Annotated in this window: 15 protein-coding genes; 13 read left to right on the forward strand and 2 right to left on the reverse strand. The window is 36.6% G+C overall.

Translation table 11 applies throughout. The annotated features are described in order from the left end of the window. Nucleotides 1–64: 64 nt before the first annotated feature. The 4 genes from H0U71_01630 (at nt 65) to H0U71_01645 (ending at nt 2,180) form a co-directional block, all read left to right on the forward strand. Nucleotides 65–397: a hypothetical protein gene (locus H0U71_01630; GenBank protein ID MBA2653750.1), complete on the forward strand. Its 333-nt coding sequence runs from the start codon at nt 65–67 to the stop codon at nt 395–397. Further along, a complete protein-coding gene (gene tnpB / locus H0U71_01635) occupies nt 391–741 on the forward strand; it encodes an IS66 family insertion sequence element accessory protein TnpB (protein MBA2653751.1) in 351 nt (116 codons plus the stop codon). The genes H0U71_01630 and tnpB overlap by 7 nt, the downstream gene beginning before the upstream one ends. Nucleotides 742–970: 229 nt before the next feature. Next, nucleotides 971–1,816 carry an MBL fold metallo-hydrolase gene (locus H0U71_01640; protein ID MBA2653752.1) on the forward strand — a complete coding sequence of 282 codons (846 nt, stop codon included), beginning with the start codon at nt 971–973 and terminating at the stop codon, nt 1,814–1,816. 34 nt (nt 1,817–1,850) lie between these two features. Continuing rightward, nucleotides 1,851–2,180: a hypothetical protein gene (locus H0U71_01645; protein MBA2653753.1), complete on the forward strand. Its 330-nt coding sequence runs from the start codon at nt 1,851–1,853 to the stop codon at nt 2,178–2,180. 36 nt (nt 2,181–2,216) lie between these two features. On the opposite strand, the gene H0U71_01650 is transcribed toward H0U71_01645, so the two are convergent. Continuing rightward, entirely contained in the window at nt 2,217–3,059 is an 843-nt protein-coding gene (locus H0U71_01650) for a universal stress protein (GenBank protein ID MBA2653754.1), read from the reverse strand. Nucleotides 3,060–3,113: 54 nt separating this feature from the next. Continuing rightward, nucleotides 3,114–3,467, reverse strand: coding sequence for a CBS domain-containing protein (locus H0U71_01655; protein ID MBA2653755.1), 354 nt, complete (start codon nt 3,465–3,467; stop codon nt 3,114–3,116). Nucleotides 3,468–3,678: 211 nt separating this feature from the next. Here H0U71_01655 and H0U71_01660 point away from each other — a divergent pair, with 211 nt between their 5' ends. Genes H0U71_01660 through H0U71_01700 form a run of 9 tightly spaced genes read left to right on the forward strand, consistent with a single transcriptional unit; the run spans nt 3,679 to nt 16,568 of the window. Beyond that, the gene (locus H0U71_01660; protein MBA2653756.1) at nt 3,679–6,378 is read left to right on the forward strand and encodes a cation-transporting P-type ATPase; all 2,700 of its coding nucleotides are present in this window, start codon (nt 3,679–3,681) and stop codon (nt 6,376–6,378) included. 4 nt (nt 6,379–6,382) lie between these two features. Next, nucleotides 6,383–6,997, forward strand: a complete 615-nt coding sequence (locus H0U71_01665) for a cation:proton antiporter (GenBank protein ID MBA2653757.1) — start codon at nt 6,383–6,385, stop codon at nt 6,995–6,997. Beyond that, nucleotides 6,933–9,290: a phosphoenolpyruvate synthase gene (ppsA, locus tag H0U71_01670; protein ID MBA2653758.1), complete on the forward strand. Its 2,358-nt coding sequence runs from the start codon at nt 6,933–6,935 to the stop codon at nt 9,288–9,290. Before H0U71_01665 ends, ppsA begins: the two co-directional genes overlap by 65 nt. Nucleotides 9,291–9,328: 38 nt before the next feature. Next, a complete protein-coding gene (gene hypA / locus H0U71_01675; protein MBA2653759.1) occupies nt 9,329–9,670 on the forward strand; it encodes a hydrogenase maturation nickel metallochaperone HypA in 342 nt (113 codons plus the stop codon). Further along, the gene (gene hypB, locus H0U71_01680) at nt 9,670–10,464 is read left to right on the forward strand and encodes a hydrogenase nickel incorporation protein HypB (protein MBA2653760.1); all 795 of its coding nucleotides are present in this window, start codon (nt 9,670–9,672) and stop codon (nt 10,462–10,464) included. Before hypA ends, hypB begins: the two co-directional genes overlap by 1 nt. After that, a complete protein-coding gene (gene hypF / locus H0U71_01685) occupies nt 10,464–12,692 on the forward strand; it encodes a carbamoyltransferase HypF (protein MBA2653761.1) in 2,229 nt (742 codons plus the stop codon). The genes hypB and hypF overlap by 1 nt, the downstream gene beginning before the upstream one ends. A 9-nt stretch (nt 12,693–12,701) precedes the next feature. Next, nucleotides 12,702–12,920 carry a HypC/HybG/HupF family hydrogenase formation chaperone gene (locus H0U71_01690; GenBank protein MBA2653762.1) on the forward strand — a complete coding sequence of 73 codons (219 nt, stop codon included), beginning with the start codon at nt 12,702–12,704 and terminating at the stop codon, nt 12,918–12,920. 55 nt (nt 12,921–12,975) lie between these two features. Beyond that, nucleotides 12,976–15,651, forward strand: coding sequence for a bifunctional acetate--CoA ligase family protein/GNAT family N-acetyltransferase (locus H0U71_01695; GenBank protein MBA2653763.1), 2,676 nt, complete (start codon nt 12,976–12,978; stop codon nt 15,649–15,651). Beyond that, nucleotides 15,648–16,568, forward strand: coding sequence for a histone deacetylase family protein (locus H0U71_01700; protein ID MBA2653764.1), 921 nt, complete (start codon nt 15,648–15,650; stop codon nt 16,566–16,568). The genes H0U71_01695 and H0U71_01700 overlap by 4 nt, the downstream gene beginning before the upstream one ends. Nucleotides 16,569–16,582 lie beyond the last annotated feature (14 nt).

The following is a 16,582-nucleotide window of genomic DNA, read 5'->3' on the forward strand; positions in this document are numbered from 1 at the left end:
GCAAATACATCTTTTCACTAAATCAATATGCAACATGCTGTAGTTTTCTAATTAGGATGATAGCATGGAAAATGAACCCAAAAACAGAACCAAATGGTTTTCGATTATTGAAGAGTACCAAACCAGCGATCTAACTCAAGCTGAGTTTTGCAAGCAAAAAAATGTGACGCTTGCCAAATTTGCCTATTATCTGCAGGTATATCGCAAACAAAATAATATTAACGCTACACGACAAGAAGCACAGCCATCTTTTTCGCAAGTTGTCGTTAACCAAGCTGTTATCTCAGCCCAAAATGAAATCAAAATTAAATTGCCAAATGGTTTTCGCTGTCAGATAGCTTACAATATTTCTCCCGAGATACTTAAGAAAATAGTTGGAGCATTACTTTCATGCTGATGTTGGATAATTTACCCATTCTATTTTATAGCGATCCTATCGATATGCGAAAGTCGATCAATGCGCTTTGCATATTAATTACAGAGACATTACATCGCAATCCAGCAGATGGCACTTTATTTTTATTTCGGAATCGCAGTGGAAATAAACTGAAGGCACTTTACTATGAAACAAATTGTTTTACCATTTGGTATCGTCGTTTAGAAAATGGACGTTATGTATTTCAGCGAAATTCCGCAGGTAAAATTGAGATGTCACCAGAACATTTTAAGTGGTTGCTTGCAAGCGATAAATATTCTTATCGTGATGCAGGTTTGCCTCAGCAAATAAGCCATTTTTATTAAAAAAACCTAGAATTTTATGCATTTATTAATTATTATTGTGCGATGAAAATGGATATCAAAAAATTACCAAAAACGATTGAAGAGCTACAGAAGATTATCTTGCTTCAACAACAAGAAATCAAAAAAAAATAATAAAATTACCTTGCAAGAACAAGAAATTATCTCTTATAAAGAGCGCTATATTCGCTTAACGCATTCTGGTCACATTCTTGGATCATCCTTTGTGCGTATGAAACATCATAATCGTTCAATATTATTCAGTGGTGATTTAGGTAGACTACATGATCCGGTCATGTATCCCCCTGCCATTGTTCAATCAACAGATTATTTAGTGTTAGAATCTACTTATGGTAATCGTTTGCATGAAGCAATTAATCCTATTGATCAGTTGAGTGAAGTAATTAATAAAACCGCAAAACGAGGAGGTTCTGTTATTATTCCTGCATTTGCTGTTGGAAGAGCACAAAGCATTTTGTACTTTATTTACCAGCTAAAAAAAGCAAACAAAATACCTGATATACCTGTTTTTTTAGATAGTCCAATGGCGATAAGCGCCACTAAAACCTTTTGTCATTATACTAACGAACACAAGTTGTCTAAACAGCAGTGTTTTGATATTTGTGCCGGTGCTACTTATATCAACACAGTCGAAGAATCCAAGGCTATTGATAATTATCAATATCCAATCATTATTATTTCTGCAAGTGGAATGGCAACAGGTGGACGGGTTCACCACATGAAACAATTTGCTCAAGATTACCGCAATACGATTTTATTTACTGGTTATCAGGTGGGTGGTACGCGCGGTGCCCGGATGGTTAATGGTGAATCTGAAGTTAAAATTCATGGTCATATGATTCCAATACGAGCGGAGGTGATTGAGCTTAGTAATACATCAGCACATGCCGATTATCAAGAAATCTTAGCCTGGTTAAAAAAATTTACTAAACCACCTGTAAAAATCTTTATCACCCATGACGAACCAGAAGCAGCGCAATCCTTAAAAAACACAATAGAAAAAGAATTAGCTTGGAAATGTAATATACCCCTGTATTTGCAAACGGAAGAGTTATAGAAAATGTAGCGATATTCTTTACGTCTAAAATATTTTGGTATTTACTCATACTATTCATTCAGACAAATCTGGTGTAATCAAAAATATCAATAACAGAAAATTAGCAAAAATTGCGAAATTAGCTGGTGCTCCACAATCTAAATCTGCAGGTGTAGATTTACATGTTCGTCTTACAGATAAAATAAGTAACGATGACCCTTTCTTCACTGTACATTTAGAAACGCAGGTGAACTTGAATATGTCCTATCATTTCTTCAAGAAAGACAAGATATTATATCATGCAGTGAAGATTCTGAATGAATCCCATTATTTTTTCATTGTTTCCTCCTTCCAAATTATTCGACAAAGTGATCGAAAATTCTAATCTAGAAATTGGAGATGCATTTATCACGACGTTTGACTACCTCACCACCAATAGAGAACAGGGCGCATGACGCAATATTTTTTCTGCTGTGCTGCCAAGCAGCACGTGATGTAGCATACTGTAGCCTTTTGCTCCAATGACAATTAAGTCATAATTAAAATCTTCAGCAAGATCAAGTATAAGATTTGCAGAGACACCCCATTGAAATTGGATTTCATGTTTAATCTTTTTTAAATCGAAAGAATCTAGAAATTTAGCCATTTTATTTGTAATTTCAATTTTCAATTTTTCCTCTTCGTACTTAATTATTTTTTTTGTCATACTAAAAGCTGGTAAATAGCTAGGCAAAGCATGGATGATACAAAGCTTGGCTGAATATCGTCTTGAAAGATCAATAGCAAATTTAAGAGCTTTTGCTGAAGAAGGAGAGCCGTCTATACCACAAAGTATTTTTGATATTTTATCTTTTTGGCAAATCCAAACAGTTTTTGTTGCTGAACGAACAACACCTTCAACAGTAGTGCCTGTCTTATAGCGACTGAATTCTTCTGTTACTTTACCCCCCATGAGGATTAAATTTGCTTTCCTTTTGCGTGCCACATCAAGAATACAATCAGCAGGATTGCCCACCTTGATATATAGTTTTTTTAACTCAGTGGAACTCGAATACTCATTTTGCCAAGATTGTAGCCTCTGCATTGCTTCTTTTTGACATAAACCTGAGCTAATCCAATTTTTCCAAATGGATTCGATAACATAGATTAAGGATACGTCCGTTTGGTATTTATTTTGAATTAGCTTTAATGTTTTTAAGGCTAATTTCGATCCCAATGAGAAATCTGTGGGATATACTATTCTTAATTTATCTTTTGCTCGCATAATCAATCCTTAGGCAGTAATCCTATAAAAAATTTAACTTCATGATTTGGATGGCTAACAAGATCTCTTTATCAATTTCAGTAAGGACTTATTTTTATCGAGCACAATTAGTCTTCGAATTTGGTACTGGCACATTTTTTCTGCTGCAATGCTAACATCATCATTTTCTAAAATGTGATAGGATCGTGACGTCATTATTTCTTCAACAGGTGTAGTTTTTGGATCTTTACCATTAGAAACTGCTCGTATGGCAATATCTCGATCAGTTACTATTCCCATAATTTTTCCATTAGTTGCAATTGGCATAAAGCCACAATCTAGTTTTTTTATCTCTTCGGCTACTTTTTGAATAGTACTATTAGGTGGTAAGGTTTCTGGATTTTTGGTCATAATGTCTTTCACTAACATAGTTGTACTCCTCTAGTAAATAGCTCTTATTAGTATAGAATAAATTATCCGTCTAAAGTGTTGCCCAAAGCTAATATGACAATACATTTTTATATAAATCTTTTAAATTCTATAATACAAGTGTTAACTTAAGGTATTAGTAACTAGGATGAATTGGAGTTATCAGTCTACTGCGTTAATATATAGATAGCCTTACACACAGGGAAAAGTGATGATAACGAAAGAAAATTGGCATGCAATCACGGTCGAGGAAACTTTAAAAAGACTAGATACCACATTATTGGGATTATCTTGGCATCAGGCTTTGGCTCGTTTAAAAAAATACGGCCCAAATAAAATACCAATTGAAAAAAAACGAACTTTTGGCCACCGAATATTCGATCAATTCAATAACATCCTGATATATATTTTACTCAGTGCTGCTGTTATTACTGCATTATTACAGCATTGGATTGATACCAGTGTAATACTCAGTGTCGTTGTTATCAATGCTATTATTGGTCTCATTCAGGAAGGAAAAGCTGAAAAGGCCTTAGAGGCCCTTAAGCAAATGTTGCCATTATATGCCAATGTCATTCGATCTGGGAAAAGAGATCGAATTCTGGCTGATGAGTTAGTGCCTGGCGATATGGTTTTATTGCGTTCTGGAGATAAAGTTCCTGCCGATTTACGCTTAGTCAAAACGGCTAATTTACAAATTCAAGAAGCTTTATTAACAGGTGAGTCAGTCCCCGACCAGAAACATACATTCCCTGTTCAAGTAAATACCCCTCTTGCTGATAGAAGCTCAATGGCTTATTCAGGAACATTTGTCACTTATGGAACAGGGATGGGTATTGTGGTGAGCACTGCTAAGAACACAGAGGTTGGTCATATTTCTACTTTATTAACGGGCTTGCCCAAGCTAACCACCCCCTTATTACAGCAAATGAATAAGTTTGCACGATGGTTAGCCATAATTATTTTGTTATTTTCACTATCGATATTTTTGTTTGGTGTGATCTTCCGCCAATATCCTTTGCAAGAGATGTTTTTGGCTACAGTTGCGATTGCAGTATCTGTTGTCCCCGAAGGTCTACCAGCACTCATAACAATTATTTTAGCAGTTGGTGTTACACGAATGGCGCGACGTAATGCTGTTATTCGTCGCTTGCCTGCTGTTGAAACACTAAGTTCTGTGACAGTCATTTGTACGGATAAGACCGGAACACTCACGCGCAATGAATTAACAGTGCAAAGAATTATCACAAGTAATCAACAATTTTTTGTCTCAGGAAGTGGGTATAATGACGGTGGTAAAATAATCTATAACAACAAGGAAGTCGACATAAATCAGCACCCTGATTTAGCGTTGTTAATAAGGTCATGTGTCTTATGTAACGATGCAGAGTTGAAGAAAGAGAATCGAGATTGGCATTTATATGGAAATCCTATGGATGGAGCATTATTAGCTTTAGGTTTAAAGGCAGGTATTCAATATAAGGATGAAATGGATATCTATCATCGAACAGACACGATACCTTTCGAGTCAATACACAAATTTATGGCTAGCTTGCATCACGATCATAAAGGTAACGCTATTATTTTTGTTAAAGGTGCTCCTGAAAGAATTTTAGAAATGTGTTCTCATCAGAAAAAAAACCAAAATATAGAAAGTATCGATAAAAATTATTGGCAATCACAAATCAATCATTTAGCAGAAACAGGAATGCGTGTTCTTGCTTTTGCTTATTGTTCAGCAAATAGGAAATATGTATCTCTTTTATTTAAAGATGTTGAAAAAAACCTTATTTTTTTAGGTCTAGTTGGACTCATCGATCCCCCTAGAATTGGGGCCCGTGAATCGGTTATCGATTGTCAAAAAGCAGGTATTCGCATCAAAATGGTTACAGGCGATCATCGGGCAACAGCTCGGACAGTTGCCGAGCAGGTAGGTATTAATAACCAACATGTTCTGGTAGGTGAAAATCTTGATGCCATGGATGATACGATGTTAGAAAAATGGGTAGATAATGTCGATGTTTATGCTAGAACAACTCCTGAACACAAACTCCGCTTGATCACAGCGCTAAGAAATAAGAATCATATTATTGCAATGACTGGTGATGGAGTGAATGACGCTCCTGCATTACATCATGCTGATATTGGTATTGCAATGGGTTACAAAGGTACTGATGTCGCTAAAGAAGCGGCAGAGATTGTTTTAATAGATGATAATTTTGTTTCTATTAAACATGCTGTTGAAGAAGCTAGGGTTGTTTATGAAAATTTAAAAAAAGCACTTTTATTTATCCTCCCTACCAATGGTGGTGAAGGCCTTTCTATTTTCTTTGCGATCTTATTAGGTTATACATTGCCAATTACTCCACTGCAGATTCTTTGGGTGAATATGATAACCACTGTGACACTCGGTTTAGCATTAGCATTTGAACCACCGGAGCGCCACATTATGAGGCAGCTACCTCGAAATCCAAAAGAATCTCTATTTACTCCATTTCTATTATGGCGCATTAGTTTTGTTTCGTTTTTTTTTGTTTGTAGTATATTTGGGTTATTTATCTATGAGATAAAAAGTGGTCTGGATATTTTTTGGATAAGAACTATGGTTGTCAACATGTTAGTTCTTGCAGAAGCTATATATGTAATCAATTGCCGAAAAATCTTTGATTCTGTGTTAAATAAAGAAGGTTTGCTGGGGAGCAAACCTGTTTTGATTTCCATTCTTTTAGTTTTAGTTTTGCAGATTTGCTTTACCTATTTGCCTGCCATGCAATTTTTTTTTGAAACTAAGCCTATTAGTTTAAATCAGTGGAGTCTAATATTTATTATCGCCTTAAGTTTATTTTTAATAATTGAATTTGAGAAAACAATTGCTCGGCGCTTTTTAAAGCTATATTCAAGGAAACAATAATTAGATGAATTTAGGCGTTTTCAATAGTGTAATTATCATCTTATTTTTAGTTGTTGCAATAATCGTTCTATTTCGTCGCCATAAATTACCATCTATTTTCGGTTACTTATTCGTTGGTAGTTTGGTTGGTTCACATGCCTTAGATTGGCTTCGAGATGTTAAAAATATCACCCAACTAGCAGACTTTGATGTAATGTTTTTGATGTTTACAATTAAATGTAATGAAAAAATTGCAGAGACTATTTTGCGAAAAATTTTCCCAAAGAAAATGGAAAAATCTAAGATAAAGCTTGCACAAGTGCCTTTTGACCATAAAAATCATGTCACTTTACCCGAAAATGTCTATGCAGTTGGTCTGACAATTAAAGAATTAGCTTTGGAGAAAAATGGGGTTTTATTGGCTCGATCAATCACGACGTTGTTGAGAGTTTTCATTTCTCATCGAGCACTCGATTACAAGTTGGGGATACTTTACGACTTTATGGGTCACAAGCTAATCTTGGAGAGGTTGAGCAATATCTTATTGAAGGGAATGATTTTTAATTTTAGGAAAAATGATGAAAAATGTGATTTCTTTTGCAGAGTTAAGTCTAAAAGATTTGTTAGAAGTTGGGGGTAAAAATGCCTCACTTGGGGAAATGATAAAACATTTATCCATTGTAGGTGTTAAAGTTCCAAATGGTTTTGCAACGACAGTTTCGGCCTACCAGCTATTTCTATCACAAAATAACTTAGATAATAAAATTTATTCTGTGCTGAATTCATTAAATACGAAGAAACTTGAATCGCTAAAAAAAACAAGTGAAAATATTCGTCAATGGATTTTAAGCACGCCATTTTCCCTTGAATTTGAAAAGGATGTTATCCAGGCTTATACAAACTTTAATGATGGAAAAGAGATTTCTGTTGCTGTACGTTCATCTGCTACATCCGAAGATTTACCTGAAGCCTCGTTTGCTGGTCAACAGGAATCTTTCTTAAATATTTGTGGTTCAAAGGATGTTTTGCTCGCAATAAAAAAAGTATTTGCTTCATTGTTTACCGAGCGCGCGATTATGTATCGTATACATCATGGTTTTGATCACGCAAAAGTAGGTATTTCTGCGGGTATTCAACGTATGGTCAAATGTGATCAAGGTGTTAGTGGGGTGATGTTCACTTTAGATACGGAAAGTGGATTTGATCAAGTGATTTTAATTAATGCTTCTTATGGCTTAGGAGAAGCCATTGTGCAAGGCAAAGTAAATCCGGATGAATTTTGTGTGCACAAACCTACCTTACTAAAAGGGAAATTTGCTATTTTGCGTAGGCAGTTAGGTGAAAAAGAAATTAAAGTTGTTTATTCCAACCAAGGTGATTCAAAAGAATCACTTAAAATTATTCCAGTCACTAAAGAACAACAAATACAATTCTGTATTAAGGATCAGGATATTTTAATACTTGCTAAACAAGCATTACTTATTGAGCAGCATTATGGACGAGCGATGGATATTGAGTGGGCCAAAGATAGTGTTGATGGTGAGTTATACATTTTGCAAGCACGTCCTGAAACAGTGCAAAGTCTCAAAAAAGAGCAATATATTAAGAACTATCATATTCAAGGAAGAAGTGATGTTTTAACTATTGGTCGTAGTGTTGGACAGAAAATAGGTCAGGGGATTGCGCGTATCATTGCTGACCCCAAAGATATGCACGAGCTGCAAACGAAAGAAGTATTAGTAACTGACATGACAGATCCCGATTGGGAACCAATTATGAAGCTTGCATCTGCGATTGTCACTAATCGGGGTGGGCGTACTTGCCATGCAGCCATTGTTGCTCGTGAGTTAGGTATTCCAGCGATTGTGGGTTGTGGCAATGCCACATCAAAAATTATTTCAGGTCAAGAAGTGACGGTGTCTTGTGCCGAAGGTGAAAAAGGTTATGTTTATGATGGGCTATTAAAATATCAAGAAGAAAAAATTGCCGTATCAAATATGCCTAAGCTGAGCATAAAATTATGTATTAATTTGGGAAATCCTGATAAAGCATTTTCATTACAATATTTACCAAATGATGGTGTGGGATTAGCTCGCATGGAATTTATTATTAGTCAGATGATTGGCATTCATCCTAATGCAATTTTAAACTTGGAAAAATTACCAGATGCAATTCGTGAAGAGGTGATTGATAAAACAGCTGCTTATGAATCCCCGAAAGAGTTCTATATTGAAAAGTTGCGTGAAGGCATGTCGACCATTGCTGCAGCATTTTATCCCAAACAAGCTATTTTCCGTTTCTCAGATTTTAAATCGAATGAGTATGCCAATTTGTTAGGTGGGAATGAGTTCGAGCCTAAAGAAGAAAATCCAATGTTAGGTTTTCGTGGAGCTTCACGTTATATTTCTGACAATTTTAAAAATTGTTTTGCATTAGAGTGTGAAGCTTTTAAACGTGTACGAAATGATATGGATTTAACTAATGCTCAAATTATGATTCCTTTTGTACGGACCATAACTGAAGTTAAAAATATTATTGGATTAATGACAAGTTATGGATTGACTCGAGGTGAGAATGATCTAAAAATCTATATGATGTGCGAAATACCTTCAAATGCATTACTCGCTGAAAAATTTTTAGAATTTGTGGATGGTTTTTCTATTGGTTCAAATGATTTAACGCAATTAACTTTAGGTTTAGACCGGGATTCAGAATTAGTGGCATCGCTTTTTGATGAAAGAGATGATGCTGTAAAGCTATTGTTACACTATGCAATCTCCGCTTGTAAAAAAGCAAACAAATATGTAGGGATATGTGGTCAGGCTCCCTCTGACTATCCAGAGTTGGCACGATGGCTGATGGAAGAAGGAATCGAAAGCATTTCATTAAATCCGGACTCAATTATTAATACGTGGTTATATTTGGCTAAATAACGTTTGTCAATTAGAGATGAGCAGTAGAGATAAACATTATGCATGAACTTTCACTGTGTAAAAACATCATTGATATAGTTGAAGAACAATCAAGGAATCGATCAGTAAAAAAGGTGAAGGCAATATATCTTGAAATTGGGGAGTTAGCACTGATTGAGAAATCTGCGTTAACATTTAGTTTTGAGCTGGTAGCAAAAGGTACAATTGCTGAAGGTGCTATTTTATCTATTACGGATGTTCCGGCGAAAGGATTATGTGATTACTGTGGGGTTTTTGTTACTATAAAGCAACGATTTGATCCTTGTGTTCATTGTGGCAACTTTTCTTTAAAAGTCATACAAGGCGATGAATTGCGAATTAAAACAATGGAGGTTGAATAATGTGTGGAATTTGTGGATGTAATGATCAAGAAAGTGCGCTTCACGATCACGGAAAAGAAAGTCTTGATCATAAACATTCGCATGCTCATTCTCACGATTCTCATGAAGAGAATCGTTTGTTTCTAATTGAGCAGGATATTCTGAGCAAAAATAACAAATTTGCTGAAGATAATCGCCGTTATTTTTCAGGTCAAAAAATTTTGGCTCTTAATTTACTTTCAAGTCCTGGATCTGGAAAAACAACCTTGTTAGAAAAAACTATTCCTGCATTAAAAAATCAGTTCAATATAGCGGTTATTGAAGGAGACCAGCAGACAGATTGCGATGCAGAGCGCATAAAAGCAACAGGTGTCCCTGTGGTTCAAATTAATACAGGTAAAGGTTGTCATCTTGATGCGCATCAAGTTGGCCACGCAACCCAGAAATTAACGGTTGAAGATAAAACGATATTATTCATAGAAAATGTAGGTAATTTAGTTTGTCCTTCACTATTTGATTTAGGTGAAAGCCAAAAAATTGTCATTTTATCTGTCACAGAGGGTGTAGATAAACCCTTAAAATACCCTGATATGTTCTATGTAGCAAATTTAATGATAATTAACAAAATTGACCTGCTTGAATATGTTGATTTTAATGTTGAAAAATGTATTGAGTATGCACATAGAATCAATCCAGATCTTCAAGTCATTACTTTGTCAGCGACAAAAAATAAAGGTTTGGAGAATTGGTATGAATGGTTAATGAATGAACATAAAAAATTATTTAGTGTTCATCACCATTCAACCGCTTTCTGATGAAAATGTCGGAACGTTGGCAAATAATTATAAGAGGGAGGGTTCAAGGCGTAGGCTTTCGTCCTCATGTATATCGTGTTGCTTGTGAATTAGGGTTGACAGGTTGGGTTCGAAATAATGCAGATGGTGTTGTAGTTGAAATTCAAGGTAAATGTACTCAAGTTTTTTTGGACAAAATTACGCATACTTTGCCTCCTCTAGCTCAAATTGATTCATTGCATAGTTTTAAATTATCTTTGAAATTATCGGAACAAAAATTTTCAATCATTGAAAGTGTTGCTGGAAAAATACGGACTCAGATTTCACCGGATATTGCTATCTGTGAAGCTTGTTTAAGAGAATTATTTAATCCACAAAGTCGTTTTTATTTGTACCCATTTTTAAATTGTATGCATTGTGGTCCAAGATTAACGATAACTCACCAACTTCCTTATGATCGTGCACAAACCTCTATGTCGAAATTTCATTGGTGTGGAGAGTGTAAAAATGAATATTCTGATACTGAAAATCGCCGTTTTCATGCGCAACCTGTTGCGTGCACAAAATGTGGACCACAACTTACTATGCCTATTCCTGAGATTGTTGGACGCCTTCAAGCGGGTGAAATTCTTGCCATAAAAAGTTTGGGAGGCTATCAATTAGTTTGTGATGCACGCAATGAAAAAACTATTAGGAGAATGCGTGATAGAAAAAAACGTAAGGCCAAACCCTTTGCGCTCATGGTAGCAAATGTTGCGAGCGTTCGAAGTATTGCAAATTGCGATGGTGAGGCAGAAAATTTGTTAACTAGTTGGTCTCGACCCATCGTGCTCTTGTCTAAAGGCTCTGATTTTTTGCCAGAAATTATCGCGCCTCATCTCTCACATTTTGGTGTTATGCTACCTTATACACCACTTCATTACTTACTGTTTCATGGGTTTGCAGGTTTTCCTGAACAGTTAAATTGGTTAAGGGAGAAACAAACAACTGTTCTCATTGTGACAAGTGCAAATACACACAATAATCCTTTGTTGATAAAAGACGATGATGCTCAAATTGAACTACGAAATATTGCTGATACGATTATTTCTTACAACCGTGAAATTTTAACTCGCGTAGATGATTCAGTTTTGTGTCTTGTCAATAAATCCCCCTTGTTTATAAGAAAAGCAAGAGGATATGTCCCTAATGCAATTAAATTACCTTATGCGATTCCACCCACATTAGCTGTTGGTGGTCATTTAAAAAATACGGTGTGCATTACGCGTGGTGATGAAGCATATGTTTCGCAACATATAGGTGATCTAGAGAATGTAGCAACGATTGATTTTTTTCATGAAACAATTATGCACTTACTGAAAATATTAGATGTTCAACCTGAATATGTCGCTCATGATTTGCATCCCAATTTTTATAGTACGCGTTTTGCAAAAGATTATGGTCTTCCTGCCATTGCGGTTCAGCATCATCATGCTCATTTAGCAGCAGTTGCAGCGGAACACCATGTGCTGGATCCTGCACTGGGTTTAGCATTGGATGGTTATGGTTACGGTGATGATGGGAGCGCATGGGGTGGGGAATTGATGTTAATCAATGACGCAACATACCAACGACTTGGATCTTTGTTGCCCATGGCGCAACCCGGGGGTGATGTAGCGGCAAGAGAACCTTGGCGTATGGGTGCCAGTATTTTGCATCAATTAGATTGTCAGTTGGAGGCGTTTAAGAGATTTAGTCCAAATTTTAATATAAATATCATCCTGCAGATGCTTCAGAAGCGAATAAACTCGCCCATGACAAGCAGTTGTGGCCGTTTATTTGATGCAGTAAGTGCGTTGCTTGACGTAGAATACATAACTCAATATGAAGGACAAGCAGCTATGATGCTGGAAAGTTTAGTAACGACACCAAAATCGTTGGAAAACGGCTGGAAAATTGATGATAATAATCTGAATATATTACCGACTATTCGTTATTTACTTCGTTGTGATTCAGTTGAAGGTGCGAATATCTTTCATGGTACTCTCATTGTGGCGTTAGTAGAATGGGTAAGGCATTGGGCTGAAAAATTGCAAATAAAAAAAGTACTATTAGCTGGGGGTTGTTTTTTAAATCAAGTTTTAGCCGAAGGTTTAGTTAAAGGTTTACTTGCCAATGGCCTTTCTCCTTTGTTACCTAAACAATTACCGCCTAATGATGGCGGATTAAGCTTAGGTCAAGCATGGGTAGTTGGTAATAGATATAAATAGGGAAAATTTATGTGTTTAGCATTGCCAGCAAAAATTACTGAGTTGCTTCCAAATAATAGAGCCATTGTTAATTTAGGCGGAGTCAAAAAAGAAATATGCATTGATTTGATTGATCAAGTCAAAGAGGGAGATTATGTTATCATTCACGTTGGATATGCTTTAACTAAATTGGATGAAGTCGAAGCAAAGAAAACATTAGCCATGATACAGCAAATGGCAAGTCGTTGATGAGATTAAGCTAGAAACAATCATGGAAGAAGATAAACAAAATTTAATGTTCAATATAGGTTCACATTATCTTAAAAAATTATTTGAACCTGCCTCAATCGCCGTCATCGGTGCAACTGACCGACCTCATTCCGTTGGCATGAAAGTTTTTAAAAATTTACTACAAGGGAACTTTGGTGGGAAACTTTATGCCATCAACCCTAAACATACCCAAGTTCAAGGTCAGCCTTGTTTTGCTTCTGTAAAAAAAATCAGTCAGCCAATTGATCTTGCTGTCATCACCACTCCTGCTAAAAAGATTGCTTCTATTATTAGGGAATGTGGTGAAAAAGGTATTAGTGCTGCTATAGTGATTTCAGCAGGTTTTAGTGAAACAGGAAAAGAAGGAAAAAAGTTAGAACAAGCGGTTTTAGAAGCTGCCCATCGTTATCAGATACGTTTAATCGGGCCTAACTGTTTAGGTGTGATGCGGCCACATATCAAAATGAATGCAACATTCGATAATAATTTTGCCTTGGAAGGAAATTTAGCACTTGTTTCGCAATCGGGGGCTTTATGTGCCGGGATTTTAGATTGGGCTATTGAGAAAAAAATTGGTTTCTCTGCCATGATTTCTCTTGGTAACAGCGCCGATATTGATTTTGGTGATGTACTAGATTATTTGGCATTAGATCAAAAAACAAAAAGTATTTTGCTTTATATTGAGGGGATACGTAATTCCCGTCGTTTTATGAGCGGGCTTCGTGCTTGCGCCCGAATGAAGCCTATCGTTGCAATCAAAGCGGGTAGGCTCTCGCAAGGATCACGTGCAGCTTTATCGCATACAGGTGCACTTATAGGGGATGATGATGTATTTGATGTAGCGTTACGTCGTGCGGGTGTGGTACGAGTCATGACGATAGAAGAACTTTTTTCAGCGGCTGAAATTCTCTCAAGTAACTGCAGAACGAAAGGAAACCGTTTATGTATTATCACTAATGGGGGTGGGGCAGGTGTTATGGCAGCAGATCGTGCCTCTGAATTGAATATAATGCTACCTAAGCTAGATGAAACTTTAATGCAACAACTTGACGAAGTGTTGCCAACACAGTGGTCACACCAAAATCCTGTTGATATTATCGGCGATGCAACTCCTGAGCGTTATCATGCAAGTGTTAATATCTGTTCTAAAGAGAAAAATATAGATGGGTTTTTGACTATTTTAGTACCCGTTGCTATGTCTCAGCCTAAGAAGGTAGCAGAACAAGTTATCCTTGATGCAAAAGGTATCGATAAACCTTTAATAGCGTGTTGGATTGGTGAAAAACAAGTTAAATCTTCTTGGAAATTATTTGCATCAAATAAAATTCCTTATTTTGATACACCTGAAAAAGCAGTGGCAGCATTTTCTTATTTGGTAGATTACCACCATAATCAACAACTATTATTACAAGTTCCTGATCCATTATCACCCCAACCAAAACCTGATGTTGCCAAAGCACGTTTCATTATTGAAACTGTTTTAGAGCAGCAGCGGCAGATATTAACAGGTATCGAATCCAAAGCAGTTTTAAAAGCATTTGGCATTCCAGTCAGTCAAACAATTGACGCTTCGACTCCAGAAAAAGCGTTAGCTGCTGCAGAATCACTGGGGTTCCCAGTAGCGATGAAAATTCATTCTCCCGACATTACTCATAAACAGGATGTGGGAGGTGTAGCACTTAATATCATCGATGCGAAATCTGTGGTAAGCACATTTGAAGAATTAGTGACAAATGCAAAAAAATTATCACCGAGTGCAAACATTTTAGGAGTTACCGTTGAGTCTATGTTTAAAGGCTCAAACACTCGTGAACTGATGGTAGGCGTGATTCGGGATAAAGTTTTTGGCCCAGTTATAAGTTTCGGTGCAGGCGGTACGTTTGTTGAGATCATGGATGATAAAGCACTGGCTTTGCCACCACTCAATAAATTCATTACCAAAAGTTTAATTTCACAAACTCGAGTTGCTAGGCTGTTGGGCGCTTATCGCAATATGCCAGCAGTAAACTTGGATACGATCATCAATATTTTGTTACGTGTTTCAGAAATGGTATGCGAGCTTCCCTACATCCAAGAAATGGATATAAACCCTGTCATCATCAACGAACAAGAAGCTATTGCTGTTGATGCAAGGATTGTAATCAATAAACAACCACCCTCATCGATCCCTTATGCTCACATGGCAATTCATCCTTATCCTCATCATTTAATTTCATCCTACCAACTATCTGATGATACAAAAATTATTATTCGTCCAATTTGTCCAGAGGATGCCAAGATTGCTGAAGAATTTATAATTAATCTTTCGCCACAATCAAAACATTTTCGTTTTATGGAACAGATGCGTGAGTTAACGCCCAGTATGTTAGTTCGGTTGACCCAAATTGACTATGATCGCGAAATGGCTCTTGTTGCAACTGTGGAACAAAATAGGAGAGAAATGAATATTGGGATTATTCACTATGTTATTAATCCTGACCTAAAGACATGTGAGTTTGGGTTAGTTATTGCTGATGCGTGGCAAAAGAAAGGCATAGGGTCGAAATTAATGAATTCTTTAATGGACATTGCTAAGGTCAGAGGCATAACAGCAATGATTGGAGTTGTTTATGCTGAAAATGTAGCTATGCTCGAACTTGCGCACTATCTTGGGTTTTCAATTTCAAGTAGTGATGATTCTACTCTCAAAATAGTGACAAAGCTTCTATGACTATCGCCTTAATCACACATCCAGATTGTATATTGCATGATATTGGGGATTGGCACCCTGAGCAACCAGCACGACTTAAAGTCATTGAAGACGCACTTTCTCAATCAGGTTTGGTTTCAAGTTTGAAAAAATTCTTAGCCCCCCTTGCTACTAGAGACCAACTATTGCGAGTGCACGATGTAGAATATATTGATCGAATTTTTCAACTCTCGCCTCAAGAAAATTTAATTTCTTTAGACCTTGATACTTTGATGAATCCTCATACTTTAACAGCGGCGCTACGTGCTTCCGGTGCAACAGTAAGTGGTGTGGATTTAGTGATGTCAGGTGAAGTGAAAGCTGCTTTCTGTAACGTGCGTCCCCCAGGGCATCATGCAGAAAGGAGCAGGGCAATGGGTTTTTGCATTTTTAACAATGTTGCTGTTGGCGTTGCGCATGCATTAGAATATTATAAACTCCAACGTATCGCTATTGTCGATTTTGATGTACATCACGGTAATGGAACAGAAAATATCTTTGAAAATGATGAAAGAGTGCTGCTATGTTCTTTTTTTCAACATCCTTTTTATCCTTTTAGCGGATCTGAGACGAAAAGTGATCACATCATTAATCTACCCTTACCGGCGGGAACCACAGGGACAATGTTTCGTAAAAAGACGGAAGAGTTCTGGTTAGAAGCTATCCATCGATTTAAACCTGAAATGATATTTTTTTCAGCGGGTTTTGATGGTCATATGCGAGACCCTATGTCAAATGTATTATTGAATGAAGATGACTACGCCTGGCTAAGCAGAGAAATTAAACTGATCGCCGATAGTACTTGCCAAGGACGTATAGTATCTGCATTGGAAGGGGGATATTCATTAGAGGTATTGGGTCCTAGTGTCGTAGCCCACATTCGTGGGTTATTAGATTAATCAGTAACTCCATA

This window comes from Gammaproteobacteria bacterium (genome assembly GCA_013697705.1).
Lineage (GTDB): Bacteria > Pseudomonadota > Gammaproteobacteria > UBA6002 > UBA6002 > UBA6002.